This is a genomic window from Salinivibrio sp. ML290 (assembly GCF_001995695.1).
GTDB classification, from domain to species: domain Bacteria; phylum Pseudomonadota; class Gammaproteobacteria; order Enterobacterales; family Vibrionaceae; genus Salinivibrio; species Salinivibrio siamensis.
Window position 1 is genome coordinate 36,727 of record NZ_MUEY01000019.1, and the last position, 26,195, is coordinate 62,921.

Annotated in this window: 23 protein-coding genes; 6 read left to right on the forward strand and 17 right to left on the reverse strand. The window is 52.5% G+C overall.

The window, feature by feature from the left end; all coding sequences use genetic code 11:
- Positions 1–83: 83 nt before the first annotated feature.
- On the forward strand, positions 84–1,718 hold the full coding sequence (locus BZG23_RS14655; protein ID WP_077607350.1) for a methyl-accepting chemotaxis protein: 1,635 nt from the start codon (positions 84–86) through the stop codon (positions 1,716–1,718).
- 107 nt (positions 1,719–1,825) lie between these two features.
- On the opposite strand, the gene accC is transcribed toward BZG23_RS14655, so the two are convergent.
- The 6 genes from accC to BZG23_RS14685 all read right to left on the reverse strand — a co-directional run bounded on the left by accC (position 1,826) and on the right by BZG23_RS14685 (position 9,074).
- Complete coding sequence (accC, locus tag BZG23_RS14660; RefSeq protein WP_046074529.1) at positions 1,826–3,169, reverse strand: acetyl-CoA carboxylase biotin carboxylase subunit; 1,344 nt, start codon at positions 3,167–3,169, stop codon at positions 1,826–1,828.
- 10 nt (positions 3,170–3,179) lie between these two features.
- Complete coding sequence (gene accB, locus BZG23_RS14665; protein WP_046074530.1) at positions 3,180–3,638, reverse strand: acetyl-CoA carboxylase biotin carboxyl carrier protein; 459 nt, start codon at positions 3,636–3,638, stop codon at positions 3,180–3,182.
- A 26-nt stretch (positions 3,639–3,664) separates the two neighbouring features.
- On the reverse strand, positions 3,665–4,120 hold the full coding sequence (gene aroQ, locus BZG23_RS14670; RefSeq protein ID WP_046074531.1) for a type II 3-dehydroquinate dehydratase: 456 nt from the start codon (positions 4,118–4,120) through the stop codon (positions 3,665–3,667).
- A gap of 339 nt (positions 4,121–4,459) precedes the next feature.
- Entirely contained in the window at positions 4,460–6,409 is a 1,950-nt protein-coding gene (gene acs, locus BZG23_RS14675) for an acetate--CoA ligase (protein ID WP_077607351.1), read from the reverse strand.
- Between the two features lie 243 nt (positions 6,410–6,652).
- Positions 6,653–7,276 (reverse strand): 3'-5' exonuclease, encoded by a 624-nt coding sequence (locus BZG23_RS14680; protein WP_046074533.1) that lies wholly within the window; start codon positions 7,274–7,276, stop codon positions 6,653–6,655.
- Between the two features lies 1 nt (position 7,277).
- A complete protein-coding gene (locus BZG23_RS14685) occupies positions 7,278–9,074 on the reverse strand; it encodes a DUF294 nucleotidyltransferase-like domain-containing protein (RefSeq protein WP_077579411.1) in 1,797 nt (598 codons plus the stop codon).
- Positions 9,075–9,269: 195 nt separating this feature from the next.
- Between BZG23_RS14685 and BZG23_RS14690 the strand changes: the two genes are divergently transcribed.
- From BZG23_RS14690 to BZG23_RS14700, 3 genes are all read left to right on the forward strand, one after another.
- On the forward strand, positions 9,270–10,445 hold the full coding sequence (locus BZG23_RS14690; RefSeq protein WP_046074535.1) for a 3-phenylpropionate MFS transporter: 1,176 nt from the start codon (positions 9,270–9,272) through the stop codon (positions 10,443–10,445).
- Between the two features lie 150 nt (positions 10,446–10,595).
- Positions 10,596–14,042, forward strand: a complete 3,447-nt coding sequence (locus tag BZG23_RS14695) for a hybrid sensor histidine kinase/response regulator (RefSeq protein ID WP_077607352.1) — start codon at positions 10,596–10,598, stop codon at positions 14,040–14,042.
- Positions 14,039–14,263 (forward strand): hypothetical protein, encoded by a 225-nt coding sequence (locus BZG23_RS14700; protein WP_077579409.1) that lies wholly within the window; start codon positions 14,039–14,041, stop codon positions 14,261–14,263. Before BZG23_RS14695 ends, BZG23_RS14700 begins: the two co-directional genes overlap by 4 nt.
- A 17-nt stretch (positions 14,264–14,280) precedes the next feature.
- On the opposite strand, the gene BZG23_RS14705 is transcribed toward BZG23_RS14700, so the two are convergent.
- From BZG23_RS14705 to BZG23_RS14740, 8 genes are all read right to left on the reverse strand, one after another.
- Positions 14,281–14,793, reverse strand: a complete 513-nt coding sequence (locus BZG23_RS14705; protein ID WP_046074538.1) for a hypothetical protein — start codon at positions 14,791–14,793, stop codon at positions 14,281–14,283.
- Positions 14,794–14,862: 69 nt separating this feature from the next.
- Complete coding sequence (locus BZG23_RS14710) at positions 14,863–16,590, reverse strand: sodium:solute symporter family protein (protein ID WP_077579408.1); 1,728 nt, start codon at positions 16,588–16,590, stop codon at positions 14,863–14,865.
- 12 nt (positions 16,591–16,602) lie between these two features.
- Positions 16,603–16,869: a DUF4212 domain-containing protein gene (locus tag BZG23_RS14715; protein WP_046074540.1), complete on the reverse strand. Its 267-nt coding sequence runs from the start codon at positions 16,867–16,869 to the stop codon at positions 16,603–16,605.
- Positions 16,870–17,049: 180 nt separating this feature from the next.
- Positions 17,050–17,682, reverse strand: a complete 633-nt coding sequence (locus BZG23_RS14720; protein WP_046074541.1) for a MarC family protein — start codon at positions 17,680–17,682, stop codon at positions 17,050–17,052.
- 36 nt (positions 17,683–17,718) lie between these two features.
- Positions 17,719–18,351 carry a response regulator gene (locus BZG23_RS14725; protein ID WP_046074542.1) on the reverse strand — a complete coding sequence of 211 codons (633 nt, stop codon included), beginning with the start codon at positions 18,349–18,351 and terminating at the stop codon, positions 17,719–17,721.
- An 87-nt stretch (positions 18,352–18,438) separates the two neighbouring features.
- Positions 18,439–18,948 (reverse strand): thioredoxin fold domain-containing protein, encoded by a 510-nt coding sequence (locus BZG23_RS14730; protein ID WP_052708048.1) that lies wholly within the window; start codon positions 18,946–18,948, stop codon positions 18,439–18,441.
- 133 nt (positions 18,949–19,081) lie between these two features.
- Complete coding sequence (gene ykgO, locus BZG23_RS14735; RefSeq protein ID WP_046074543.1) at positions 19,082–19,225, reverse strand: type B 50S ribosomal protein L36; 144 nt, start codon at positions 19,223–19,225, stop codon at positions 19,082–19,084.
- On the reverse strand, positions 19,222–19,491 hold the full coding sequence (locus BZG23_RS14740; RefSeq protein ID WP_046074544.1) for a type B 50S ribosomal protein L31: 270 nt from the start codon (positions 19,489–19,491) through the stop codon (positions 19,222–19,224). The genes ykgO and BZG23_RS14740 overlap by 4 nt, the downstream gene beginning before the upstream one ends.
- A 357-nt stretch (positions 19,492–19,848) precedes the next feature.
- Between BZG23_RS14740 and BZG23_RS14745 the strand changes: the two genes are divergently transcribed.
- Positions 19,849–21,159 (forward strand): anaerobic C4-dicarboxylate transporter family protein, encoded by a 1,311-nt coding sequence (locus BZG23_RS14745; RefSeq protein ID WP_046074545.1) that lies wholly within the window; start codon positions 19,849–19,851, stop codon positions 21,157–21,159.
- 101 nt (positions 21,160–21,260) lie between these two features.
- Here the strand turns inward: BZG23_RS14745 and aspA are convergent, their stop codons facing one another.
- Positions 21,261–22,724, reverse strand: coding sequence for an aspartate ammonia-lyase (gene aspA / locus BZG23_RS14750; protein WP_077607353.1), 1,464 nt, complete (start codon positions 22,722–22,724; stop codon positions 21,261–21,263).
- A 294-nt stretch (positions 22,725–23,018) separates the two neighbouring features.
- On the opposite strand from aspA, the gene BZG23_RS14755 reads away from it, so the two are divergent.
- A complete protein-coding gene (locus BZG23_RS14755) occupies positions 23,019–23,537 on the forward strand; it encodes an FxsA family protein (protein ID WP_077607354.1) in 519 nt (172 codons plus the stop codon).
- A gap of 69 nt (positions 23,538–23,606) precedes the next feature.
- On the opposite strand, the gene BZG23_RS14760 is transcribed toward BZG23_RS14755, so the two are convergent.
- On the reverse strand, positions 23,607–25,565 hold the full coding sequence (locus BZG23_RS14760) for an acetoacetate--CoA ligase (protein WP_077607355.1): 1,959 nt from the start codon (positions 25,563–25,565) through the stop codon (positions 23,607–23,609).
- 9 nt (positions 25,566–25,574) lie between these two features.
- Positions 25,575–26,195 carry a maleylacetoacetate isomerase gene (gene maiA / locus BZG23_RS14765; protein ID WP_077607356.1) on the reverse strand — a complete coding sequence of 207 codons (621 nt, stop codon included), beginning with the start codon at positions 26,193–26,195 and terminating at the stop codon, positions 25,575–25,577.

A 26,195-nucleotide genomic window follows, 5' to 3' on the forward strand; every position in this document is an offset into this window, starting at 1 on the left:
ATTGACTACATTATTGCTCCGCGACTGGTAGCAAGTTTGGCGGCTTTGCGCCTCACTGTCATGGATAAGCGAAGGATTGGAGAATGAGAGATACGGGCCCAGTGACACAAAAAGAGGTGATGTTTAACGGTTTAGGGGAGCTGGTATCGAAAACCGATCTTCACGGCAAGATACAATACGCCAATGATGCCTTTATCGAAATATGCGGTTATAGCCGTGATGAGCTAATCGGCAGCGACCATAATCTCGTTCGCCACCCTGATATGCCACCGGCCGCGTTCAAGGACCTTTGGCAGACCATCAAGGCCGGTAAAAATTGGCGCGGTATGGTTAAAAATCGGTGTAAAAACGGTGACCACTATTGGGTAAACGCCTTTGTATCACCGGTAGTAAAAGACGGGAACATCGTTGGTTATCAATCTGTGCGCAGCGAGCCTAGCCGCAATGAAGTTGCGGAGGCTGAGACGCTGTATCGCAAGCTGAGAGACAACCCGACACGCCCACTCCCCCCGGCTCCTCTGATGCAGCGTCTTCAGTTGCGATTCTTTTTCAACCTTTGTTTTGTGTTGGCGTTGGCGCTATGTACTTTAGGTATGGGACTGGCGCTCAGGCAGGGGCAACTCTCTTTGTTCGGCGTGATGGCGACACTGCTGCTGCTCACGGCAGGTATGACTTGGGTGATGCAAACCCGTGTAATTGGCGCAATCAAAGAGACCAGTGAGGCGTTGAAACACTTAGCTTCAGGGAACCTTGTCTCTGGGGATGAACCGGTTCGTCATGATGAATTGGGTGAGCTCAATGATAATTACCGCATGGTGAAAGCACGGTTTGGCGCGATCATCGGTCAAGTGGTGGAGAACACCCAAGTGCTCCTCGCACATGCGGATCATCTGGCGGCACGCGGCCGTAGCGTGCAAGACAACATGAGCACGCAATCGTCACAGATCACCCATGTTGCCAGCGCGATGACGCAAATGAGTGCCACCATTGAGCAAGTGGCACAAAACATGAACCGTACTGCCGACATTATCTCCCTCACGCAAGGGCGTGCGAGTGAGGGGGCCGATGTGGTCGGCCGTGCGACCACCAGCATGACTGACTTTATCCAAGAGTTGGAGCAGACCATTGCACACATTCAAGCCAGTGCTGAAGAAAGTCAAAAAATTACTCAGGTGACACAAACAATCAGTGACATTGCCGAGCAAACCAACTTACTGGCTCTGAATGCGGCTATCGAGGCTGCGAGAGCCGGAGAGCAGGGGCGAGGTTTTGCCGTCGTCGCCGATGAAGTACGGAGCCTAGCGCAGCGCACCCAACAGGCGACCCGTGATATAAAAACCATGCTAGAGGGGCTACATACGGGGATCCATCACTCCTCTGAACGAGTGCTAAGTAATAACCACATGGCGCAAGAAACGCTGGCAGTGGTGGCGGAATCGCGCGCGGTACTGGCAGACATCTTTGATAAAGTGAATCAAGTTAAGGTAATGGGGAGCGAAGTGGCGACAGCGGCGGATGAGCAGGCCAATGTGACCAAAGACATGAGTGAGTCGGTGGAGCAAATAAATGGTCAAAGCCACACCGCCAGTGAGCAGGCGACGCAAACGGCAGATATTGCGGCGCAACTGATGAGTCAGTCGTTGTACCTAAAAGAAACCTTGAATGATTTTAAGTTGGCCGGTCAGGCGAGAGATAAAGGTCAGCCTGCAAAGGCTTAAGAGAGCTCGCAAGATAATCATGCTAAAAAGGATAAAAAAACCGCCGATTGACGGCGGTTTTGTGCTTACCTTGAAGCGGTTATATCGCTTCTAGTGCCAAGATGTCATTACGACAAACCAAGCTTTTTCTCGAGGTAATGAATGTTAGCGCCCCCATGTTGGAAGTGCTCGTCATTCATAATATCGAGTTGTAGCGGAATATTGGTTTTAATCCCATCAATGACGGTTTCCGCGAGGGCATTACGCATGCGCGCAATGGCGACATCGCGGTTCTCTCCGTAACAGATAAGCTTGCCGACCATGGAGTCATAGTGGGGCGGTACTTGATAGCCTGCGTACACATGTGACTCCCAACGCACGCCCATCCCACCTGGCGAGTGGAAGCGTTCAATCTTCCCTGGACTAGGGATAAATCGCTCTGGATCTTCAGCGTTGATCCGGCATTCAACCGCATGGCCACGAATTTGGATGTCGTCTTGGGTGAACGACAGAGGTTGACCTGCTGCAATACGCAGTTGCTCTTTGACCAAGTCAATCCCGGTCACCATTTCGGTAACGGGGTGCTCGACCTGAATGCGAGTGTTCATTTCAATAAAGTAGAACTCGCCGTTTTCATATAAAAACTCAAAGGTACCTGCGCCGCGATAGCCAATTTCAACGCATGCGCGGCAGCAACGTTCGCCAATGAATTTTCGCATCTCTGCGGTAATACCAGGGGCTGGCGCTTCCTCAACCACTTTTTGATGGCGACGCTGCATCGAGCAATCTCGCTCACCCAGGTGAATCGCCCCGCCTTGACCGTCGGCGAGCACCTGTACTTCAACATGGCGTGGATTTTCCAGGAATTTTTCCATGTAAACCATGTCGTTGCTGAACGCCGATTTGGCTTCAGCACGGGTCATCGCAATCGCATCAACCAATTCAGCTTCGGAGCGAACCACGCGCATTCCCCGGCCACCGCCGCCGCCTGATGCTTTGATGATCACCGGGTAGCCAATGCGCTTAGCAATGGTTTTGTTTTTTTCCTGATCGCTGCCCAATGGACCGTCTGAACCAGGCACACAGGGCACCCCTGCTTTTTTCATTGCTTCAATGGCCGACACCTTATCGCCCATCAGACGGATGGTGTCAGCTTTGGGGCCGACAAAGACAAACCCTGAACGCTCAACTTGTTCGGCAAAATCCGCGTTTTCGGATAAGAATCCGTAACCGGGGTGAATCGCCACCGCGCCGGTAATTTCAGCCGCGCTGATAATGCGGGGAATGTTGAGGTAACTTTGGTTGCTTGGCGCCGGGCCAATACACACGGTTTCATCGGCGAGCAACACGTGTTTAAGATCACGGTCTGCGGTAGAGTGCACCGCGACGGTTTTAATCCCCAGCTCTTTACACGCACGTAAAATGCGCAGTGCAATTTCACCGCGGTTAGCAATTACAATTTTATCTAACATGCGCCCTCGCTTATTCGATGATCACGAGTGGTTCGTCGAATTCAACGGGCTGACCGTCTTCACATAGAATCGCTTTGACCACACCGCTCTTGTCGGCTTGGATTTGGTTCATCATCTTCATCGCTTCGACAATGCACAGGGCATCGCCTTCATTCACCTGGCTGCCGACTTCAACAAATGCGGCAGACTCAGGGCTTGGAGCGCGATAGAAGGTACCGACCATTGGGGAAAGCACTTGGTGTCCCGTCGGTTGTGGTGCACTTGCAGGCTCAGCAGCCGGCGCTTCAGGGGCGGCTGGCGCGGGGGCCGGGGCCGCTGGTGCCGCGTATTGCGGGGCGGCCATTTGTACCGGTGCAGCAGGGGAAGAGCGGCTGATACGAACTGACTCTTCACCTTCGGCAATTTCTAGCTCGGAGATGCCAGACTCTTCAACAAGTTCGATCAGTTTCTTAATCTTACGGATATCCATGATAGGTCTCTTCTATATGTTTTGTTTTACTCAGCCGCAAACGCTAAATGACGCGCGGCCGCTGTTAAGGCGAATTCATAACCATCAGCGCCAAACCCGCTGAGCACCCCGACGGCTTTGTCTGATAAGTACGAGTGATGCCGGAAGGGCTCTCGGGCATAAACATTCGACAAATGCACTTCGATAAAGGGGATACTCACACCCAGTAAAGCGTCACGCAGGGCTACGGAGGTGTGGGTCAGCGCGGCTGGGTTGATGATGATAAAATCCACGGTCTCCATCGCTTGGTGGATTTTATCGATAAGGCTAGCTTCGCTATTGGATTGAAAGTGTTCAAGATTGAGCCCCAAGGTCGTGGCTTGTGCCTCGAGAGCCGCCATGATTTGGCCAAGCGTTTGGGCGCCGTAATGTTCGGGCTCACGCTGACCGAGCAAATTAAGGTTTGGGCCATTTAACACTAAAACTTGGTTTCTTGTAGACATCTTGACGCTTACTTCTCCTATTCGCTGTTATTGTGCAGCTTAACGCGGATTCCAGCCGATGGACATGTTATGACGGCGCATACCATGCAATTTTGTCCTTACTGACAGCAATTATAGAGACTTCAGCGCAAATCGCAGCAAAATACTGGTCTAATCAGCACAGTTTGTCTGTTAGCGATATCAAAAGGGTTGCTCGTCGGCGGTTTGATGCGGGATGACACCGCAAGTCCCTACTTTTGTGTGATTGCGAGGGAGGGAAAGAGTTCAGTTTACCGTGTGCTGGGGATCAAAAAAGCCGCCCGAAGGCGGCAAAGGTTGCTAAGCAATCTTTCGTTAGGGTTAAACCACACTTTCTTTTTCTGCGATAAGCTTATCGACCACACTAGGATCGGCCAATGTGGAGGTATCGCCAAGACTACCGGTATCACCAGTGGCGATTTTGCGCAGAATGCGACGCATGATCTTGCCTGAACGGGTTTTAGGCAGTGCATCCGTCCAGTGGATGAAGTCGGGTGTCGCAATGGGGCCAATCTCTTTGCGCACCCACTCTTTGACTTCCTTGTGGAGTTCGGCGCTGGGCACTTCACCCGCATTGAGGGTGATATACGCATAGATCGCTTGGCCTTTGATATCGTGTGGCACACCAACAATCGCGGCTTCGGCAATCTTATCGAATGCGACGAGCGCCGACTCGATCTCTGCCGTTCCCATCCGGTGCCCCGAGATATTGAGGACATCATCGACACGGCCGGTTATCCAGTAATAGCCATCTTCATCGCGACGCGCCCCATCGCCGGTAAAGTACATCCCTTTAAAGGTGGAAAAGTAGGTTTGCTCAAAGCGGTCATGATCACCGAAGACGGTGCGCATTTGTCCTGGCCACGAGTCAAGCATGACCAGATTACCCTCGGTGGCACCGTCGAGTATATTGCCCATGTTATCCACTAATGCAGGCTGTACGCCAAAGAAAGGACGGGTTGCCGAGCCTGGTTTCAACGCGGTGGCGCCCGGTAGCGGGGTAATCAATATCCCACCGGTTTCTGTTTGCCACCAAGTGTCGACAATTGGACAGGCTTGGTTCCCTATGGTGCTGTGATACCACTCCCAAGCCTCTGGGTTGATGGGTTCACCCACCGAGCCCATGATCCGCAGTGAGTCGCGTTGGGTGCCCGCGACCGCTTCGTTGCCTTTTGCCATCAGTGCGCGAATCGCGGTGGGCGCGGTGTAAAGAATATTCACTTGGTGCTTATCGACCACTTCGCTCATGCGTGCCGTGCTTGGATAAGTGGGGACACCTTCAAATAAGATTGTTTTCGCACCATTGGCAAGCGGACCATAGACAAGGTAGCTGTGACCGGTGATCCAGCCGACATCTGCGGTACACCAGAACACGTCTCCCTCTTGATAGTCGAAGACATACTTAAAGGTCATCGCCGCGTACACCAGATAGCCACCGGTCGTGTGCAGTACCCCTTTTGGGGTGCCTGTGGAGCCTGATGTGTAAAGAATAAACAAAGGGTCTTCGGCTTTCATCTCTTCGGCGGGGCAGTCGTCTGACACCTTCGCGGCGGCCTCGTGCCACCACACATCACGATGACTGTGCCAGTCAATGTGTCCCCCGGTGCGTTGGTACACCACTACTTTTTCAATCGATTTCACTTTGGGGTTTGCTAGGGCATCATCGACGTTTTTCTTCAGGGGCACCGCACGGCCACCACGTATCCCTTCATCGGCTGTCACCACCACTTTGGCATTGGAGTCAATAATCCGACCGGCCAATGCTTCGGGAGAAAAGCCGCCAAATACCACGGTATGCACCGCACCGATACGGGCGCACGCCAGCATCGCGACGGCGGCTTCCATCACCATCGGCATATAAAGACACACCACATCGCCTTTTCTTACGCCGTTATCTTTTAGGACATTGGCAAATTGGCATACCTGCTGGTGGAGTTGGTGATAGGTGAGCGTGGCATCGTCTTTGGGGTCGTCGCCTTCCCAAATCAAGGCAACCTGATCGCCTCGCGCCTTGAGGTGACGATCGATACAGTTGGCTGCGACGTTGAGTGTGCCATCTTCAAACCAGCGGATATCCACGTGGCCGGTATCAAACGAGGTGTGTTTGACTTTGGTATAAGGCGTCATCCAATCCAGAATTTGCCCGTGCTCGCGCCAAAAGCCTTCTGGGTCGGCCACTGACTGCTGATAGAGTGCTTGATACTTGGCTTCATCCGCGTGTGCCTTTTGTGCTATTGAAGGCATGACGGGGTATACGTGACTATCGCTCATCCTGTTTCTCCTCGTGTCCGCGATGCTCCACGCGGCGCTTCCATGTCATGAGATGTCAGGCGTTACCGCTGCCTGGCAAACGAAAACCATGCAGTAAAGGTGTGACATATCGGGACGTCCGACAATTAGACTTTAGGATGACCCCATTGATTTTTAAGCGATTTGCGCAGTTGTCAGGCCAGATAGTGGGGGCTAGATCCCACTTTGTCTTTGCGTTCGTGCGCAAGTCGCGGCTTCGATGCGTTATTTGGATTGCAGCATGGGCATCTCACCTTGGGTGAGGCGGACATAAATCAATGCGGCGGCGAGCGCATCATCCAATGCATCATGCCGGGCCGGCAAAGGGACATCGAGGTGACGACTAATGGCTTCCATGCTGATGTCGTGATAGGCATTAGGTAGCAGGCGATCGAGTTTGCGTTGATAAATATCACTGACTTCAATCAGAGGGTTGGGGAGAGGAAAGCCGAGAAAATGCCGCGCGTAGCGATCGAGAATACTTTTATCATAACGAATGTGATAGCCGACCAATGGATGATTACCAATAAAGTCGACCAGTGCGGTGATTGCTTGATCTGCAGTGACACCGTGAACCAGATCCTGGTGGCGCAGACGATGAATTCTGACCGAGCCGGCGCTCAGACTCTCTGGCGCGGCCAGTGTCAAGGTGAGAGCGTGACTGGTGAGGATCCGATTGCCTTTAATCGGAGTGGCCGCAATCGTAACCAGCTCTGCACGGTGCGGATCCAAGCTGGTCGTTTCACAGTCCAGTGAAATCAGCGTGCTTGAGTCGGGGGGCAAAAATAAGTCCCGATAGGGTGAGTGTCGTAGACGATGACGGTACCAATGCCGAGTCAGCCAATTCAAATTAATCCCTCACGTGATAATGGAAAGCGAGTGACTCTTTGAACTTTTTCACCACATGCAGCCCGTGGCGCAGTAAGTCGCGTTCGCTAGAAGGGAGTTGAGCTACGTCGAGGTAGTTGCTTTGTGGTTCGCCACTCAATTGTTGTCTTAAACGTAATCGGATAAATAGCTTCAAGGCTTCGGAGAGGTTTTCCGCCGTTTCTTCCGCCAGTGCCCCTAGGTTGGCAAGCTGCTCCAGCCGCTCAAAGGTGTTGGTGTGTGGTACACCTTTTTCCAAGCTCATGGTACGTACGCCATGGACGATGGGAAAAATCCCCCCTTTTTTGATATCCAGCCCTTCTTTGCTGCTTTTGAGGGAGCCAAATACGGTCAAAGGAACGCGAAAGGCTAGCGCAGGACGGACAAAGGTGTTGAGCGTCAACATATTGTCGGTCAAGCTGTCTTTGAGTGGTGCTTGGATCGCATCAATCAGACTAAGATCGCCAGCGATCGGCTGGCTGTCAGCAAGGATCGCCAAGTCCATGACACTTTGATGGTTGGCACTTTGTGCCAGATTACGCACGGTTTGCTGCCATTGCGTGGCGGTTTTTACCCACTTGGGATTACTGACCATCACGTGACCCGGACAGGGCGGGTAACCGAGTTGATACAGTGTATGTGAAAAGGTCTCCATCACTTGCTGGCAATCGGGCCAGTTGAGATCGTCGGCGAGAATCAAGGCGTTGTCTTGGTCGGTTTTGAGTACTTGCTCGCCGCGCCCTTCAGAGCCCATGACCACCAAGCAGCACTGACGTTGGTAAGCCTCGGGCACTAACAAGCGAAAGGCTTTTTCCATGATTTGCTCATTCACCGTGGCGATAAGCTGCATCACAAAGCGGGTATGAATGCCATTGTTAAATAAGGTGTGTACCAGCTTGCTCTGGCTGTTTGCGGCGATCACCAGTTCGTCGATGGTTTGTGCGCGGGCAATCTGTAAGTTAAGCACGTGAGAGTGAGTCGAAAAGAGGCTCAGTACCTGAGGAAGATCGAGCATCCCTGCGGTGTTTCCGTGTTCATTGACGACCCGGACACGTTTTACACGCTGGCGTGTCATCTTAATCATGGCGTGAAAGAGAAAGTCGCCGCGTTCCACACTGATCACCGGACGTGTGGCCACCTCGCCAACAGGCACGGATTGATCGTAGCCCTCGAGCACGAGCGCATGAAGCAAATTGGTGCGGGTGATAATACCGCAGTCGCCATTTTCATCATCGACCAAGGCGCAGTCACAGCGCTCCGCTTTCATCTGGGCGGTAGCGGCATACAGGGGCACGTCGGGGGAGACACACAAGGCAGGTTGAATATTGCTGTCATCAATTCTTGTCAGCATAAACTCGGCGAGATTTTGTTGCTGACGAGCTTGCACCATCAGTGCTTGTCGGCGCTGAAGGTTGGTATCAAAGTAGCCTCGAAACGCGTGATTATGATGATAAATGGCGAGGAACACCTCGGCGGGTAACAGGTGGCAGAGGGTATCTTCTAGCGCGCGGTATCGGTGTTTGGCGGTGCCATTAAGCAGTGCTGGCACGTCGAATAAGTCGTCGGTGGTGTAATGAGAAAACACTTCCTTGCCGTCTTCTGACACTTCTTCCACGCTGCCTTTGATAATGATAAAGAGCTGCTCGCCCGTATCACCGGGCTGGATCAGGGTGTCGCCACGGCGAAAGTAGGCGACGTCGAGTGCTTGGCGGCATTGTTTGACTTGTGATGCGGTTAGGCAGTCAAAGGGCGCATGAGAGGTGTCAAAAGGTTCAGGCATAGTCGCACTCCTCACTGTGATATTCACAGTGTGTCTCACCCTTTCCGATCTCGCTAGCCGACTTTAGTCTAGCCAGTCATGCACCTGGACTGGTCACCACCATGTATTTGTCGACAATCGTGGCGCGCGTGTCTTTTTTTCCTCGCACAGAGCTGCGACACTTAGCGGGTATCTATCTTAATGTGAAGTAATGAGATGACCTTAACCCAATGTTCCCCGTTTCGCTGGCTGTCAGAATACTTTGGCGGTTTCTTTTTTTCCTATGGTGTGTATCTCCCGTTTTGGGCGGTTTGGTTTGAGTATCTTGGTCTCAATTCAGGCGTGATCGGCACCTTGATTGGGCTTGGTTTTGCAACCCGTTGTGTGGCCAACTTAGTGTTCACACCGCGCGTACAACAGGTTGAAGCCTTGTTGCCGGCGCTGCGGGCCTTGACACTCATGGCGTTAGTGACGTGTGCCTTGCATCCTATGATGGGTGCCAATGTGTGGTGGCTGGCTTTGGTGACCGTGTTATTTAATTTAGCCATTGGTCCCTCCGTCCCCCTGTCAGATGCGCTCGCCAACTATTATGCGCGCCATAAAGTTATCGACTATGGTCGAACTCGCCTCTGGGGATCGATAGCCTTTATTGTTGGGTCGAGTTTGACCGGATGGCTGGTGACCGAGCAATCGGCGGCGATTATTCCCTGGATCGCGATTGGCGGCTTGTCTGCCTGTTTGCTACTGACGTTGCGTCGACCGACATTGATGCCACAAAGCGAGCACGATATGACCAATAGCAAAGTCTCGATGCGTCAGCTTTTCCGCGACCGTCAGGTGGTCGTGTTCTTGTTAATCGCCTCCCTGCTGCAAGGCAGCCACGCAGCGTACTACAGTTTTAGTGCGATCTACTGGAAGCAGGCTGGATATAGCGAGAGCATCGTGGGCTATTTGTGGAGCCTCGGGGTTGTCGCGGAAGTGGCAGTATTTGCCTTGGGGGCGCGGCTTTTTAATGGCTGGTCATCAAAAGCCTTGTTCCAATTGGCGGCTGTGGGTGTATTGCTGCGCTGGGGGATCACAGGGACGACGACCGCTGCGGTGCCTGTGATACTGGTGCAACTGCTTCATGGTATTACGTTTGCCGGCGCACACCTTGGCGCGATGCAGTACATTCAGCGCGAGTGTGGGGCGCGATTGGTGGCCACACAAGCGGCGTACAATGCGCTACCAATGGGCGCAGTGGTGGCGGCGCTGACCACGGCAAGTGGGTGGATTTATGCTGTATCGCCCTCTGGCACTTTTTATACCATGGCGCTGCTTGCGTTGCCTGTTTTCGTTTTACCCCTGCGTGAGCCGGCATTTTGGCGTGCCAAGCAAGCTAAGGTGGCATAAACAGGCCTAAGCTGTAATAAACCACGATTAGGCTTGCAGTAAAGTTAGCTAAGGTGCCCACAAAGCGAATACGAGACGATTGAGTGGGCGCCGATACCGTGTTACACCCAGCTCAAGGGTTCGGCAAAGGATTGCGTCAGGAAGGGAGCCATGACACAAGGCTGGGTAATTGTCTCTGTTTCACTGCTTTATATGGGCGCACTGTTCGCGATTGCTTGGTATGGTGATCGTCAACCGCGCTGGTTACGCTCATGGCGCCCGTGGATTTATAGCCTTTCTATCGCGGTGTATTGCACCTCTTGGACCTTTTTTGGCACGGTTGGCCAAGCGTCCAGCTCACCATGGTCATTCCTACCGATTTACCTTGCCCCTATCTTGGTGTTTACCCTTGGGTGGCGTTTTCTTGCCCGAATGATCTTGATCGCCAAGCGCGAGCACATTACCTCCATTGCCGACTTTATTGCGGCGCGATATGGCAAATCGCAGGGCTTAGCGGTGATGGTGACCTTGATTGCCGTGGTCGGTGTGCTGCCCTATATCGCGTTGCAACTGCGCGGTATTGCCATGGGGCTCGATGTTCTGTCGCCAGAGCTGGGGCAAAGCATTGGCTTGGCACAGCCCCAAATCGCCTGGCTCGTATGTATCTCCTTGGCCGCATTTACCGTGTTATTTGGTACGCGTCATATTGACAGTACGGAGCACCACCGAGGGATGATGATGGCGGTCGCTTTCGAGTCGATCGTCAAGCTGGTCGCGTTTCTCGGGGTGGGTATTTTTGTGGTATGGCTGCTATTCCAAGCGCCCAGCTTGCCCGTGAGTCTTGAGGACTCTGGCGTGATTGGTCGCCCGGATGTGGGCAGCTTAATCATTCACACCTTGCTCACAGGGGCGGCAATCATTTGCTTGCCGCGCCAGTTTCACACCATGGTGGTGGAAAACACGCGCGCGAGTGATTTGAATACGGCGCGTAAAGTCTTCCCGACCTATTTGTTACTGATGCTGATTTTTGTGCTACCGCTCGCCTATGCGGGGCAAGCGTTGTTACCTGGAGCACCTGCTGATACGTATGTGATTCGGCTGCCGCTATCGGTAGGGGCTGAGGGGATGGCGCTACTGGCTTTTATGGGGGGCGCATCGGCTGCCAGCGGGATGGTGATTGTTTCAACCATTGCGTTGGCGATCATGGTATCGAATGATCTGGTGATGCCACTGTTGTTGCGGCGAATGAAGCTGAAATCCCGTAACTTTGCGCAGTTCTCTGGGCTGTTACTTAATGTTCGCCGTGCGCTGATCTTTTTGATCTTAATTGCCGCGTGGGGCTTCTATCATCTGATCCTCACTGTGCCCACGTTATCGGAAATTGGCTTTCTCTCCTTTGCGGCCATTGCTCAGTTTGCCCCTGCGATGATTGGCGCCTTGTACTGGCGTCAAGGCAACAAAAAAGGCGTATATGCTGGCTTACTCGTGGGGTTTTCACTGTGGTTGGTGACCATGATGACCCAAACCGGCATGCTGGCAGGAGATGGCCAATCTAACCTATTGATTTGGCTTATCACCCCTCCCGATTTTTCACCGTTTACTCACCTCAATACCGTGGATTGGGGACTGGCCTTCAGTGTGTTAATGAATGCTCTTGGCTTTGTGGTGGTTTCTTTACTCACGCGACCATCACTGAGTGAGCGTTTACAGGCCGCCGCGTTTGTTGGCATGCCACTGCCGGAAAACGATGATGCGCGCTTGTATCAAAGCCGGGTGACAGTGGCGGAGCTGGAGATGCTCGCGGCTCGCTTCGTGGGTCGCCGGCGCATGCGCCAGGCATTTAGCCAATTTGCAGAGCAGCGTGGTGAAGAGCTGATGCCCCAACAACAAGCCAGCGCACCGCTGATCCGTCATACCGAGCGGGTGTTGGCAGGCGTGTTTGGTTCGTCGTCGGCACGCTTAGTCCTTTCATCGGCCCTTCAGGGGCGCAATATGCAGTTGGAAGAAATTGCCACCATTGTTGATGAGGCCTCTGAGCTGTTTGATTTCTCGCGGGGATTACTGCAAGGGGCTATCGAGCATATCAACCAAGGGATCTCTGTGGTGGACAAGCAACTGCGGCTGGTGGCATGGAATCAGCGCTACATTGATATGTTTCAATTTCCACCTGGGCTTATCCAGGTCGGGCGACCGGTCGCGGACTTAATCCGATTCAATGCTCAGCGCGGACTTTGTGGGCCGGGTGATCCGGAAGAGCATGTCAGCAAGCGAGTGCTGCACTTAACACGACGAAAACCGCATACCTCTTCGCGAGTGCATCCAGACGGACGAGTGATTGAGCTGCAGGGCAACCCGATGCCGGGCGGTGGTTTTGTCATGACATTTACCGATATCACCGCGTTTCGGGATGCGGAAGCGGCGCTCAAGCAGTCTAATGAAACCCTTGAAGCGCGGGTGACTGAGCGAACGCGTGAATTAGAGCGGCTAAATAGCCGATTGATTGATGCGACCCGCAAGGCTGAATCCGCCTCACAGTCGAAGAGTCGCTTTTTGGCCGCGGTCAGTCACGATTTGATGCAGCCACTTAATGCTGCACGTTTGTTTGCTTCGTCACTCAGTGAGATGGCGGCAAACCGAGATACTGAAGCCGTTGCTCAGCACATAGAAAGCGCACTAGAAAGTGCGGAAGTGTTGATTGGTGATTTGCTCGATATCTCACGCCTGGAGTCGGGCAAAATGAAAGCACGTATCGAGACCTTTGCATTAAGCGAGGTGTTTCATGCGCTAGAGGCGGAGTTTGGCGTACTGGCTCGCCGCCAGGGGTTGGACTTTCGCGTTGTGACCAGCCAGGTGTTTGTTCAGTCTGATAAGAACTTGCTGCGCCGGGTGCTGCAAAACTTTTTGACCAATGCCTTTCGCTACAACCCTGAGGGCCGAGTGTTGTTAGGTGTGCGACGGGCAGGGCGCGACTACCGCATTGAGGTGTGGGACGATGGCGACGGGATCCCTGTCGATCGTCAGCAAGATATCTTTCAAGAGTTCACCCGCATTGACCGCGAAGGGGCCGAGCAAGGGCTGGGCTTAGGGTTGGCGATCGCGAAGGGCATTAGCCAAATCCTCTCTCAGCCTCTGGCATTGCAGTCCTGGCCGGGTCGGGGCACGGTGTTCTCAATCACAGTGAATGCGAGCCAAGCGGAAAAGGTCGAGCCAAGTCCTGTGGCGCCTGCCACCTCATCGGCGCGAGAGCTCGAAGGTTGCCGTGTCTTATGTGTGGACAATGAGCAAGACATCTTGGATGGGATGGCGCAGCTTTTATCACGGTGGGGATGCGACGTTCGCTGCGCCCCTGACGTGAGTGGTGCGATCAAGACGATCGGCGAGCAATGGCAGCCTGAGTTTGTCCTGAGTGACTATCACTTAACGAGCCAGCAAACGGGGTTGCAAGTGCTACAACAATGCCAACTAAAAGTAGGGTGCTGCTTTCAGGGGGTGATCATCAGTGCTGACCGCAGCGCCGAGACACAACAGACCGTGACTGGACTAGGCTTTATGTATCTCTCTAAACCGGTAAAGCCGCTTAAGTTGCGTGCATTATTACAACAGCGAGGAAAACGATGACCCCTTTTACCCTACCGCGCCTAGAGACAGATGTGGGTATTGTTAAAGTGGCAGGGCACTTTAACCCTGTTGATGGGCATATCGAGGTTGATGAATTGGCACACCTAGACGGTGATGGGTGGGCGGATGTGAGTCATTGGCTGACAGAGCAAGCGTATGAAAACAAAATCGCCACCATCGTAGCGGCGATCCGAACATCGTTGATGTCAATTGACGCGTGAATGGCAACCGTCTCACATTATGACGCATCCTGCGCCTGTTGGTGCTCGGTATAAAACGTTTTATGTTCGATAAAGGTCACTGGCGTTTCGGCATAATAGTGGCTCCCTTTCATACTCACGGCCAGGCGGATTTGCGTCTCTTCGCTGCGTGGTGCTGGCAGAGAGACCGTCCAGGTCATGCCTTGTTCATCGCGGATTTGCATGGTTTGCGGTGCGATGTTTGTCAGGCCGATTTGTGCGCCTTCCAGGGGCAGCTCGCTGACCAACCGCAGCGTTAACCGGTTGTTTTCGACGCCTTGCGATTCCAGTTTGAGTTTCATATCGCCATTTTCGAGCTGACAAAACCCGCTGGTATAACGGCAATTAGAACGGACCGCCAGCGGATAGCTTTGTCCTGGCTGAGCGGCTTTGGGCGTCTCAGACACACTGGCATCGACGGCAAAATAGGCGATCACCGCTAACACTGGCGCAACCAGCATCGCAATAACCACATGTTTATTGGTGAGTAAACGCGTGACCGTTGACATCATGCCTCTCCTTGGCTGGTCGTAACCAACAGTATAAAAGCCCCCGCAGGGGCTTGATAGGTTAACACGGGATTAGTGTGATTGCGCATCACCGGCTCCAGACGGCATACGAACGTGCTCGACCAAATCTTGCACCTCTTGCGGTGTTTCTTTCGTCATGCGCGAGACAATGATCGCCACGGCAAAGTTGCACACGGCCCCTACTGCGCCAAAGGCATTTGGCTCGATACCCAGTATCCAGTTGCTACCGAGGCTTTCTAAGTATGTCCAGTCAGAGATAAACAAAATCCCCTTGTGTTGGAATACGTAGAACAGGGTGACGCTGATCCCCGCGACCATACCGGCAATCGCCCCTTCTTTGTTAATGGTCTTGGTAAAGATCCCCATCATGAGTACCGGGAAAATCGATGACGCGGCTAAGCCGAACGCCAGTGCCACCGTCCCGGCCGCAAAGCCTGGTGGGTTGAGCCCTAAGTAGCCGGCCCCAGCAATGGCTAATGCCATAGATATCCGGCTTGCCAGCAGCTCGCCTTTTTCGCTGATATTTGGATTGACGACCCCTTTAATTAAGTCGTGGGATATGGCTGACGATATCGCAAGCAACAACCCGGCGGCAGTCGACAGTGCCGCGGCTAAGCCACCGGCGGCGACCAGGGCAATCACCCAGTTAGGTAGCTTGGCAATCTCTGGGTTGGCCAGCACCATGATGTCGCGGTCAACACGTAGCTCATTGGTTTCTGCATTCGAGGTGTATTGAATTTTCTGATCACCGTTTTTGTCTTCAAAGCCTAGCAGCCCGGTGGTTTCCCAGTTCTTAAACCAGTCTGGACGCTGGTCATAGGCGAGGTTGTCACCGTTCGGTAGATTCACCGTGTCCATTAAGTTCAAGCGCGCCATCGCCGCCACCGCAGGTGCTGAGGTATACAAAATCGCGATAAAGAACAGTGCCCAACCGGCAGATGTCCGTGCATCACGCACCTTAGGGACGGTGAAAAAGCGAATAATAACGTGGGGTAAACCGGCCGTACCTATCATCAGTGACATGGTGTAGGCAAACATGTTGAGTGTACTACCCCGCACGGCGGTGGTGTATTCGACAAAGCCGAGTTCGGTCACCACCTGATCGAGTCGGTCTAGCAAGTACTGATCCGTTCCCGCCATGGTGCTACCTAAACCAAGCTGTGGGAATGGGTTACCCGTCAGTTTGAGGGAGATGAAGATTGCGGGAATAGTGTAAGCTAAAATGAGCACGCAATACTGAGCAATTTGGGTGTAGGTAATGCCTTTCATCCCGCCCATCACGGAATACATAAAGACAATAACCATCCCGATTAATAGCCCGGTGGAATAGTCGACTTCTAAGAAGCGGCCAAAGGCGACGCCCACCCCTTTCATCTGGCCGATAACATAGGTGACGGAGGCGATGATCAAACAAACGACGGCAACAATGCGCGCGGTTTTTGAATAGAAGCGCTCACCGACAAACTCTGGCACGGTAAACTTGCCAAACTTACGTAGGTAAGGGGCGAGCAACAGTGCGAGGAGCACGAAGCCGCCCGTCCAGCCCATCAAAAAGACCGAGCCCCCATAGCCCATAAACGCGATTAAGCCGGCCATAGAAATGAACGAGGCAGCTGACATCCAGTCGGCAGCGGTCGCCATCCCGTTCGCCACTGGGTTCACCCCGCCACCGGCGACATAGAACTCTTTGGTGGAGCCTGCGCGTGCCCAGATCGCAATCCCAATATAGAGGGCGAACGTGAACCCGACAACAATATAAGTAATGGTTCTTAAATCCATGTGTTAGTCCTCTTACTCGTCGTCCACGCCGAACTCGCGATCGAGTTTGCGCATTTGTTTGGCATACACAAATATGATGCCGAGGAAGGTATAAATCGATCCCTGCTGAGCAAACCAAAACCCAAGTTTGTAGCCACCAATTTGAATAGTATTGAGGGCATCCACGAATAAGATCCCACAGCCGAATGAGACAACAAACCAGACAATCAGCAGACTGATCATCAGTTTTACGTTTCTGTCCCAGTAGGCTTTCGCGTGTTCCTTGCTTTGAAACGCCATCGCCTTCTCCTTGTTTAGCACGTTAATGGAATGTTACTTGAAGACGATAGCAGGGGATGGACGAAGCGACATTGCAACTTTAGTCGAGCGCAGTCAGCGATAATGAGCGGAAAAAGCAGGGTTTTTGTGAGCTAGGTACGGCTGACTCGGGTTGAGCCAGCCAAGTCTTTCGCCAAAGGTCTAACTGAGGTGATAAAACTTTTGGATGCCTTCGAGTAAATTCGCAACGGCGACCGAGGCAAGGATCAGCCCCATGACGCGGCTGATAATCGACGCCCCCACATTCCCAATCACTTTGTGAATCACATTGGCGCCGAGGAGTAAGACCAAGGTCGCGACCAAAACAACAAACATCACTCCAGCGGTCACCGCTTGTTCCGCAATGGCATACCGATTGTTATCTGTGAGCATGACTACCGCCATCATGGCACCGGGGGAGGCAATAGAAGGGACGGCGAGTGGATAAACCGCGGTGGCGGCAATTTCTGCTTTATCAACGTCTTCACTCAGCATTTTGGCTTCTTGGCCGGGTTTTCCTTCACCGAAAATCATGGTGAGGGAAAACAATAGCAACACCAAGCCACCGGCCGCTTGGAATGCGGGTAACGGGATTTGCATGGCTTCAAGCAAAATCTGACCGACAATTAAAAAGAACAGCAAAATGGCAAAGGCAATTGCCACGGCTTTCACCGCGACGCGGCGCTTTTGTTTGGCGGACATGTGGCTGGTTTGCGACAGATAGATGGGCACGCTACCGACAGGGTCGATCACGGCCCATAAAATCACGAATTGCGTAGCAAGAATACTTAACATAGGCGCTCCAAAGTCGGTGTCTAGAGCGCTAGCGTATCAAAGTTCGATATTAGATTGCTGCAATAAAATCACCGCCTGAGTGCGGTTTTTCACGCCCAGTTTGCGAAATATAGCCGTCATGTGGGCTTTAATGGTCGCTTCGGATACCGCTAAGTCATAAGCGATCTGCTTATTCAGCAAGCCATCGCAAAGCATTCGCAATACTTTGTACTGCTGTGGGGTCAGTGTGGCGAGTTTGTCAGATAAGCTTTCGCTCTCATCGTCTTCGCCGAGATTATCTGGAAAGCAAGGTGTGCCGTCGAGCACTTGGGTTAACGACTGTACCAACGCACGCATATCGCTGGATTTGGGAATAAAGCCAAAGGCGCCATGAGCGCGTACCTGACGGATCACACTCGGCTCTTCACTGGCAGAGATCACCACAATCGGTAGGGTTGGATACTGGTGACGCAGCGCAATCAGCCCTGACATGCCATTCGCGCCAGGCATTTTTAGGTCGAGCAGCACCAAGTCGACCTCAGCATCTCGCGCTAAGATCTGATTTAAACTGTCTAAGCTGTCTGCCTCTAGCAGGTTGGCTCCGCTTATCGCCATATGCACGGATTGAAAGAGGGCGTTCCGAAACAGTGGATGATCATCAGCGATAACGATGGTGTGTTGCGCTTCCATAATGCGGCTATCTTCCCTTTGTTTTCAATAAAGCTACCACCAGATATGGGGTTTATCAATTTTGTAACAAGAGAACTAAGAGATTGATCATTGCTCGCTTTTTACTTCATGTTTCAATCCATACTGGCGTAGGTGAGTAATGAAAGCTTGAGGTGCTAAAAAGCCGGTAATGCGAGCTGTCGCATGACGCTCTCCATTGGGCAACCAAAAGTCGAGTGTGGGTAGCCCGGCCACGTCTTGGGTGCGCATTAACGCAAAATCATCAGGACGATTTTCACTCAGATCCACTTTAATGCGGTGCATACGGCTGAGCTGCTGAGCCACAGCCGGATCCGTGAAGGTTTTTTGGGCGAATTGTTTACACGGAATGCACCAATCGGCGTAGTAATCAACCAAGGCGATTTGTTGATTAGCCGCAGCGCTGGCGAGCTCTGCATCAAGTGCTTCTTGCGAGTTGACGGTGATAAATGGCGGTGCGGTAGCAGAGGTTGTCGGTGGCACTGTCGCTTGGTGGGTTCGCGCAATATACAGCGCACTGGCACCCAGTGCAGCAATCAATAATCCAGCAGCCAGCGTGAAGCGACGACCCGGTTTCATACTTTTTCCTTTTGCGGCAGATAGGATGAGTATACACACATACCATGACTCGCCTCGAAAAAGGAAATGATGACCTCAAGATGTGCTCACATCGTGAGGCACTGCCACATCAGTGGCAGTGCGTCGCCGACGCTTAGCTGCGTTTTTTTGCGCGGCCTTGCACCGCCTTAAAACGTGGATTGGTTTTGCAAATGACGAACATGCGCCCGCGACGCCGAACGACCTGACAGTCAGGATGGCGTTGACGGGCACTTTTTAGTGAATTGACGACTTTCATGCCTGTTCCTTTTTGCGGCGACCGACTTGGCCAAACTTACGCGCAAAGTGGGCAACACGGCCTTCTTTGTTCGTCGCTCGTTGCTTTCCGGTATACACCGGGTGTGATGCGCTTGAGATATCTAGCGGGTAGTAAGGATAGGTTTTGCCATCTTGCCACTCGATGGTACGTGATGTTTGCAAGGTTGAGCCGACAATAAAATAGGCGTCAACGCTGGTGTCATGAAAAACGACAGAACGATATTCGGGGTGGATATTGGCTTTCATAACGACTCCCTATTGTTTGTTATGATATAACATAACACTTACTAAGGAGGATGAAAAGTCCATCAGTGTCTAGGTGAAAGATCTCAATTTCTGAACTTTTTGTTGTCAGTTCGCGAAAAGTGTTACTTTTTCTTACCTGAATCAACATGCGCGTGACTGTACCTGGTTAGGATTTGGCCATGGTGCTGAGCGCGGTTGCTCACATCTCCCACCAAGGATGGTGCTTATCGGTGGTGGTAAGCAGACGGAGGAATCGTCATATCGTATCTACGCCCCAATACGCCATGTGCGTGCCATAAGACAATGAATGCATGTGAACGGGCGTGTGGGGACGTCTATCCAAAGTAGGAGAAAGTTATGTTCTTGGTTGAGTTATTAGTGGTACTCAGCTGCATCTTAATCGGTGCCCGTATCGGCGGCATTGGTTTAGGTGTGATGGGCGGGGTCGGGCTCGCGGTACTCAGTTTTGGTTTCGGTTTGCAACCCACGCATCCACCTATCGACGTGTTGCTGATGATCATGGCGGTGGTCGCCGCTGCAGCAACCATGCAAGCTGCAGGTGGCTTGGATTTTTTAATTAAAATTGCCACCAATATATTACGTAAAAACCCACGTCACATTACCTTTGTTGCCCCTTTAGTGACTTATGTCTTCACCATGATGGCGGGAACCGGACACGTTGCCTATTCGGTCTTACCTGTTATCGCTGAAGTCAGTCGTAAAAGCGGCATTCGTCCGGCTCGCCCTTTGGGTATGGCGGTCATTGCCTCGCAATTTGCGATTGTAGCCAGCCCCATCGCGGCAGCGGTGGTTGCCTGTGTGGCCTTTTTAGAGCCGCAAGGCATTACCCTTACCGATGTGCTGTCGGTCACCATTCCTAGCACCTTTATTGGTCTTGCTTTGGCGTGTGTGATTGTTAATAAGCTGGGTAAAGAGCTTAAAGACGATCCTGAATATCAACGCCGTTTACAAGATCCCGACTTTCGTCGAGAAATGGAAGCGGATTTGGCGGTGGAAGATATCGAAGTCACGCCAGCAGCGAAGAAATCGGTTGGCTTGTTCTTATTTGGTGCTTTAGCGGTCGTCGTCATGGGGGCATTCCCAACCCTGCGACCGGCCTTTGATGGCGAGCCAATGGGAATGGCGCATACCATTGAAATCGTGATGTTGTCAGTCGGTGCACTGATCATTTTGACCTGTAAGCCAGATGGCAATGCGATTAGCCAAGGTTCGGTATTCCATGCGGGGATGCGTGCCATTGTCGCTATCTTTGGTATTGCGTGGCTAGGTGATACCTTGATTGGTGGCCATGGTGAGATGGTGAAAGAGGCGGTGTCTGGCTTGGTAGAAATGGCGCCATGGACATTTGCGTTTGCGCTGTTCGCCTTGTCAGTGATGGTGAACAGTCAAGGTGCGACGACAGCGGTATTGGTGCCGGTGGCGATTACCTTGGGGCTGCCGCCTTCGATGATTATTGCGACCTTTGTAGCGGTGAATGGCTACTTCTTTATTCCTAACTACGGGCCTATCATTGCATCCATCGACTTTGACCGAACCGGCACCACGCGGATAGGTAAGTACATTTTTAATCACAGCTTTATGGCACCAGGCTTGCTGAGTATGGTGTTCAGTATCGCTTGTGGTTTGCTGATTACGCAGGTGCTGTAACGGCGGTTTACGGTATAAAAGAAGGGCGCTTTCAGCGCCCTTTGTTGTCTCTATCGGTCGTCGGTGTCTGTTGTGAGTGACCCACTACGATGACTGACCCACTACGCGTTAAAACGTTTACCGCGATACTTAGGATGCATCAGGTTTTCAACCGAGAAGATCTCGTCCAGCTCCCCCTCGGTCATTAAACCGCGTTCGAGCACCACTTCTTTAACGCTCTTACCTGTTTCAGCACAAATCTTACCGACAATATCGCCCTCGTGGTGGCCGATAAAGGGGTTAAGATAAGTGATGATGCCAATCGAGTTATGCACATAGTGCTCGCACACCGCTTGGTTAACGGTAATCCCGCTCACACATTTTTCACCGAGATTGCGGCAACCATTGGCTAAAATCGAGATAGACTCAAACAGCGCCTGCCCAATGACGGGCTCCATCACGTTAAGCTGGAGCTGACCGGCTTCGGCGGCAAAGGTGATGGTGGTGTCATTCCCCATTACCCGGTAGCAAACCTGGTTAACCACTTCTGGGATCACCGGGTTAACCTTAGCGGGCATGATGGATGAACCGGCCTGCATTTCGGGTAGGTTAATTTCATTGAGCCCCGCACGTGGGCCCGAGGAAAGTAGACGGAGGTCGTTACAAATCTTCGATAGTTTCACCGCCAAGCGTTTCAGCGCGCCGTGGACCATGACATACGCGCCACAGTCTGACGTGGCTTCAATCAAATCTTCGGCCGGGATACATGGCAGACCTGTGATTTCAGCCAGATGTTTTACCGCCAGTTGCTGATAGCCTTCTGCGGCATTCAACTTGGTGCCAATCGCGGTCGCGCCGAGGTTGACTTCGAGCAGCAGTGCGGCGGTATATTTAATGTTCTTAATCTCTTCACGCAGTAGTACCGAAAAGGCTTTGAACTCTTGTCCGACCGTCATCGGTACTGCGTCTTGCAGCTGGGTGCGGCCCATCTTCAGTACGTGAGAGTAAGTCTCCGCTTTTTTGTTGAATTCGTTTTGCAGATAATCAATCGCATCCATCAATTTGAGAATGCTGTTGTAGACCGCAATTCGGAAACCGGTGGGGTACGCACAGTTGGTCGATTGGCTCTTATTGACGTGATCGTTGGGGTTAATCACATCATAGTCACCTTTCTCATGCCCCATCAGTTCAAGCGCAAGGTTGGCAATCACCTCGTTAGCATTCATGTTCACTGAGGTGCCTGCGCCGCCTTGAAAGACGTCCGAGGGGAATTGATCCATGCATTTGCCTGTTTGTAGGATTTGGTCGCAGGCTTTGATGATGTAATCGCCGACATCTGCGGGGATCACGCCGAGCTCTTGGTTTGCCATCGCGGCGGCTTTTTTGGTGTAAACCATGCCGCGTACGAAATCGGGGATATCAGAAATCCGGGTGCCGGAAATAGTAAAGTTTTCGATCGCCCGCAGCGTATGGATGCCGTAGTAGGCATCGGCAGGTACTGCGCGTTGGCCGAGTAAATCTTCTTCTAAACGGGTTGCTGTGGTTAGGGTTGAGGTTTCATTGGGTGTTATAATCGTCTGAGACATGCGTTGGCCTTAACATCAAGTTATTATAATGATTAAAACGTCGCCACAAATTTTGCTGTAGAATCCATTCCTCAGAGATTTTGGCTGGATGTATTATCTGTTACATCCTTTCAGCCGCCATTACAGCATATAATGCGGTGAAAAGGGCTGACCCCGGTCACAGCTGTAGCATGGCGCACAGACAAAATGCGCTTTCTTGCACTTTGATTCAAGGGCTAAATTCGGTTTCGTTGTTCGGCTTTTGGCGGATTTTGATGTTAGGATGAACAGTCCATTTCCAGCGCGAGGTGAATCGTGTTTCCAATCTTATTGCTGCTATTTATTCTGGTCCCAGTGATTGAAATCGGCCTGTTCATTCAGGTTGGTGGTTGGTTGGGATTGTGGCCAACGCTGGCGCTGGTTTTGATCACCGCATTCGTCGGCGCCTCTTTGGTACGGAGTCAAGGACTGATGACTCTGGCTTCGGTGCAAGATAGGCTCAACCGCGGTGAGTTACCCGCCCAGCAAATCCTTGAAGGCGTGATGCTGGCCGTCGCCGGTGTGCTGCTGTTAACGCCAGGTTTCATGACCGATGCGATGGGGATGTTGGTGCTTTTGCCTGGGCCGCGAGCCGCGCTCGCCAAACAAGTGATGAAGCGCGTCACTGTGTCTCAAGCGAGCTTTAGCCAAGGTAACTTTCATCAAGGGGGCAATACGCAAGGTCCTTTTGGGGAGGACCCGTTCCGTCGCGGAGGCCGTGGCGAGGATGGCAATACCTTTGAAGGGGAATATGAGCGCAAAGATGACGACGATGATGACCATCGCCTACGCTAAGTCATGTTGGGGTTAAACCCAGTCGAAAGGCCGCATGAGGATGCGGCCTTTTTCGATCATGGCGTCCGCTTACTCGGTGAGCTCGGGGCGCTGACGGTATTGATCGAGTGATGCTGGGTTATCCAGCGCACTTAACTGCGCCACGTCTTGGCCATGGACCACATCGCGCACCGCCAACTCGGCCAGTTTCCCTGACTTGGTGCGTGGAATATCGCTCACCTCGGCAATTACGGCGGGAACGTGACGCGGCGTGCACTGGGTGCGGATGGTTTTTTTGATGGTTTGCTTGAGTGACTCATCCAGTGTCACTCCGGCGGCGAGTTTGACGAATAGCACCACGCGGACATCATTTTGCCATTGCTGACCGATGACCACCGAATCCATGATCTCGCTAAGCTGATTCACATGGCGATAGATTTCCGCCGTACCAATTCGTACCCCGCCTGGGTTCAATACCGCATCAGACCGGCCATAGAACACCATGCCACCTTGTGCGGTCAGGCGTACATAGTCACCATGAAACCAGATATCATCAATCTTGTTCCAATAGGCATTGTGGTAGCGGCTGCCATCGGTATCGTGCCAAAAGCCAACCGGCTGGTTGGGGAAGCTATTGCAACACACTAGCTCCCCTTTCTGCTCCTCGACCGCTTGGCCTTGGGCGTTAAACACTTGTACATCGAGCGCCAAACCCCGCTTTTGGCTTTCGCCGCGATAAACTGGTGACAGTGGGCTGCCAAGAACAAAACAACCACAAATGTCGGTGCCGCCCGCAATCGAGCTTAATTGCAGATCGGATTTTATCTTTTGATAGACATAATCAAACTGCTCGGGCGCAAGTACTGAACCGGTCGAACACAGGACACGTAACGACGCCAGCGAGTAATCCTCTTTTGGCGCCACCCCTTGTTTTTCCAATGCCTCTAAGTATTTCGCCGCCGTACCAAAAAGGGTGATCTGATGCCGCTCGGCCAGTCGCCAAAGTACCCCCGCATCCGGATAAAACGGCGAGCCATCATAAAGCACTAAGGTCGCGCCACTTGCTAAAGCGCTGACTTGCCAATTCCACATCATCCAGCCGCAGGTGGTGAAATAGAAAAAGCGATCGCCGGGGCGCACATCCGAATGGAGCTGATGCTCTTTCAAATGATTGAGCAATATTCCGCCCACCGAATGAATAATGCACTTGGGCTTACCCGTGGTGCCGGATGAGTAAAGCACAAAGAGTGGGGCATTGAACGCCACGCGGGTAAAGCGAAGCGGCGGCGCGTCGTTAGTCAATAAATCTTGCCAATTATCCACGCCAGCAGGTAAGGAAGGTCGATCACCATCAAAAGGGATCACCACTAAGCGCTCAATGGCCGGTACGTTATCCACCACCTGCTGTGCTTTATTCAGGCAGTCATAGGTTTTGCCGTTGTAATGATAGTGATCGGTGGTAAACAGCACTTTGGGCTCGGTTTGGCCAAAACGGTCTAACACACTGTCGACGCCAAAGTCCGGTGAGGTTGAGGTCCAAATCGCGCCTAGTGCCGCGGTGGCAAGCATCGCAATCACGGTTTCCGGTAGGTTGGGTAAATAGCCGGCAACCACATCGCCTGGTTGAACGCCTTGCGTATCTAGGTAGTGACGGATGGCCGCCACCTGATCGACGAGCTCGCGCCAAGTGAGGGTGCGTGCTACCTCATGCTCACCGCTAAAAATCATCGCTGGTTGGTCGGCATACTGCTCTGCGTGCTTGAGCAGGTTTTCGGCATAGTTCAGGCGTGCGGTGGGAAACCACTGGCTATCCCGATTAGGGTGCTCGGGGTCGATATCGCACACTCTCTCGCCCGGATCGCCGATCACGCCAGCAAATTGCCATAACTGTTGCCAAAAATCGCCGCTTTGGCGTACTGACCATGCATAAAGATCGTCATAGCCACTCAGCTGGGTGTCGTGATCTTGATTCACGGCACGGATAAACGCGGCGAGTAAGGTGTGGGTTTGACGTTCCTTATCCGGCGCCCACAACAATCCGTCTTTCATGTCCTCTCCTTAGCTCTTATCAGGGTGTGCCTGTATAAATGCATCCAGCGCTTGGCATTGTGATTCAATGCGCGTCAGGGTTGGGTAGGCCGTTAAATCAAACGCAAATCGGCGTGCATTAAACAGCTGCGCGACCAAAAAAATATCGGCCAAATTGGGCGCTTCGCCGCCAATAAAGGAGCTGTCTAATCCTTGTAATTTGGCTTCCAAACCATCGAACCCTTGTTTTAGCCAATGGTGATACCAAGTGATTTTGTCGTCATCACTGTGGCCAAAGGGGCCGGTTAAGTATTGCAGAACCCGCAAGTTATTGAGTGGATGCACATCACAGGCAATGTCGAGCGCCAGTGATCGACACTGGGCTTTTTGCACTGGATCACTGGGGAGCAGTTTGACCTGTGGATAGCGCTCGTCGAGGTATTCGATAATGGCGAGCGATTGGCTCAAGGTGACATCGCCATCGACCAAGGTAGGCACTAAACCGGCGGGATTGAGCGAACGATAGGCGTCGCTGTGCTGGTGTTTATCCAGCAGGGACACGGTTTCTCGTTGGTAAGTGAGGCCTTTAAGGCCAAGGGCGATGCGGACGCGGTAGGCCGCGGTCGACTTACTGTAATCATAAAGCAGCAT

Coding starts and splice junctions, on each gene's coding strand:
- ykgO (WP_046074543.1), bottom strand. CDS start 19,225: ATGAAAGTCGTCAATTCACTAAAAAGTGCCCGTCAACGCCATCCTGAC.
- BZG23_RS14720 (WP_046074541.1), bottom strand. CDS start 17,682: ATGTTAAGTATTCTTGCTACGCAATTCGTGATTTTATGGGCCGTGATC.
- BZG23_RS14690 (WP_046074535.1), top strand. CDS start 9,270: ATGACCTTAACCCAATGTTCCCCGTTTCGCTGGCTGTCAGAATACTTT.
- BZG23_RS14710 (WP_077579408.1), bottom strand. CDS start 16,590: ATGGATTTAAGAACCATTACTTATATTGTTGTCGGGTTCACGTTCGCC.
- BZG23_RS14745 (WP_046074545.1), top strand. CDS start 19,849: ATGTTCTTGGTTGAGTTATTAGTGGTACTCAGCTGCATCTTAATCGGT.
- BZG23_RS14760 (WP_077607355.1), bottom strand. CDS start 25,565: ATGAAAGACGGATTGTTGTGGGCGCCGGATAAGGAACGTCAAACCCAC.
- BZG23_RS14685 (WP_077579411.1), bottom strand. CDS start 9,074: ATGCCTGAACCTTTTGACACCTCTCATGCGCCCTTTGACTGCCTAACC.
- accB (WP_046074530.1), bottom strand. CDS start 3,638: ATGGATATCCGTAAGATTAAGAAACTGATCGAACTTGTTGAAGAGTCT.
- aroQ (WP_046074531.1), bottom strand. CDS start 4,120: ATGTCTACAAGAAACCAAGTTTTAGTGTTAAATGGCCCAAACCTTAAT.
- maiA (WP_077607356.1), bottom strand. CDS start 26,195: ATGCTGCTTTATGATTACAGTAAGTCGACCGCGGCCTACCGCGTCCGC.
- BZG23_RS14705 (WP_046074538.1), bottom strand. CDS start 14,793: ATGATGTCAACGGTCACGCGTTTACTCACCAATAAACATGTGGTTATT.
- BZG23_RS14715 (WP_046074540.1), bottom strand. CDS start 16,869: ATGGCGTTTCAAAGCAAGGAACACGCGAAAGCCTACTGGGACAGAAAC.
- BZG23_RS14730 (WP_052708048.1), bottom strand. CDS start 18,948: ATGAAACCGGGTCGTCGCTTCACGCTGGCTGCTGGATTATTGATTGCT.
- accC (WP_046074529.1), bottom strand. CDS start 3,169: ATGTTAGATAAAATTGTAATTGCTAACCGCGGTGAAATTGCACTGCGC.
- acs (WP_077607351.1), bottom strand. CDS start 6,409: ATGAGCGATAGTCACGTATACCCCGTCATGCCTTCAATAGCACAAAAG.
- BZG23_RS14725 (WP_046074542.1), bottom strand. CDS start 18,351: ATGGAAGCGCAACACACCATCGTTATCGCTGATGATCATCCACTGTTT.
- BZG23_RS14655 (WP_077607350.1), top strand. CDS start 84: ATGAGAGATACGGGCCCAGTGACACAAAAAGAGGTGATGTTTAACGGT.
- BZG23_RS14700 (WP_077579409.1), top strand. CDS start 14,039: ATGACCCCTTTTACCCTACCGCGCCTAGAGACAGATGTGGGTATTGTT.
- BZG23_RS14740 (WP_046074544.1), bottom strand. CDS start 19,491: ATGAAAGCCAATATCCACCCCGAATATCGTTCTGTCGTTTTTCATGAC.
- BZG23_RS14695 (WP_077607352.1), top strand. CDS start 10,596: ATGACACAAGGCTGGGTAATTGTCTCTGTTTCACTGCTTTATATGGGC.
- aspA (WP_077607353.1), bottom strand. CDS start 22,724: ATGTCTCAGACGATTATAACACCCAATGAAACCTCAACCCTAACCACA.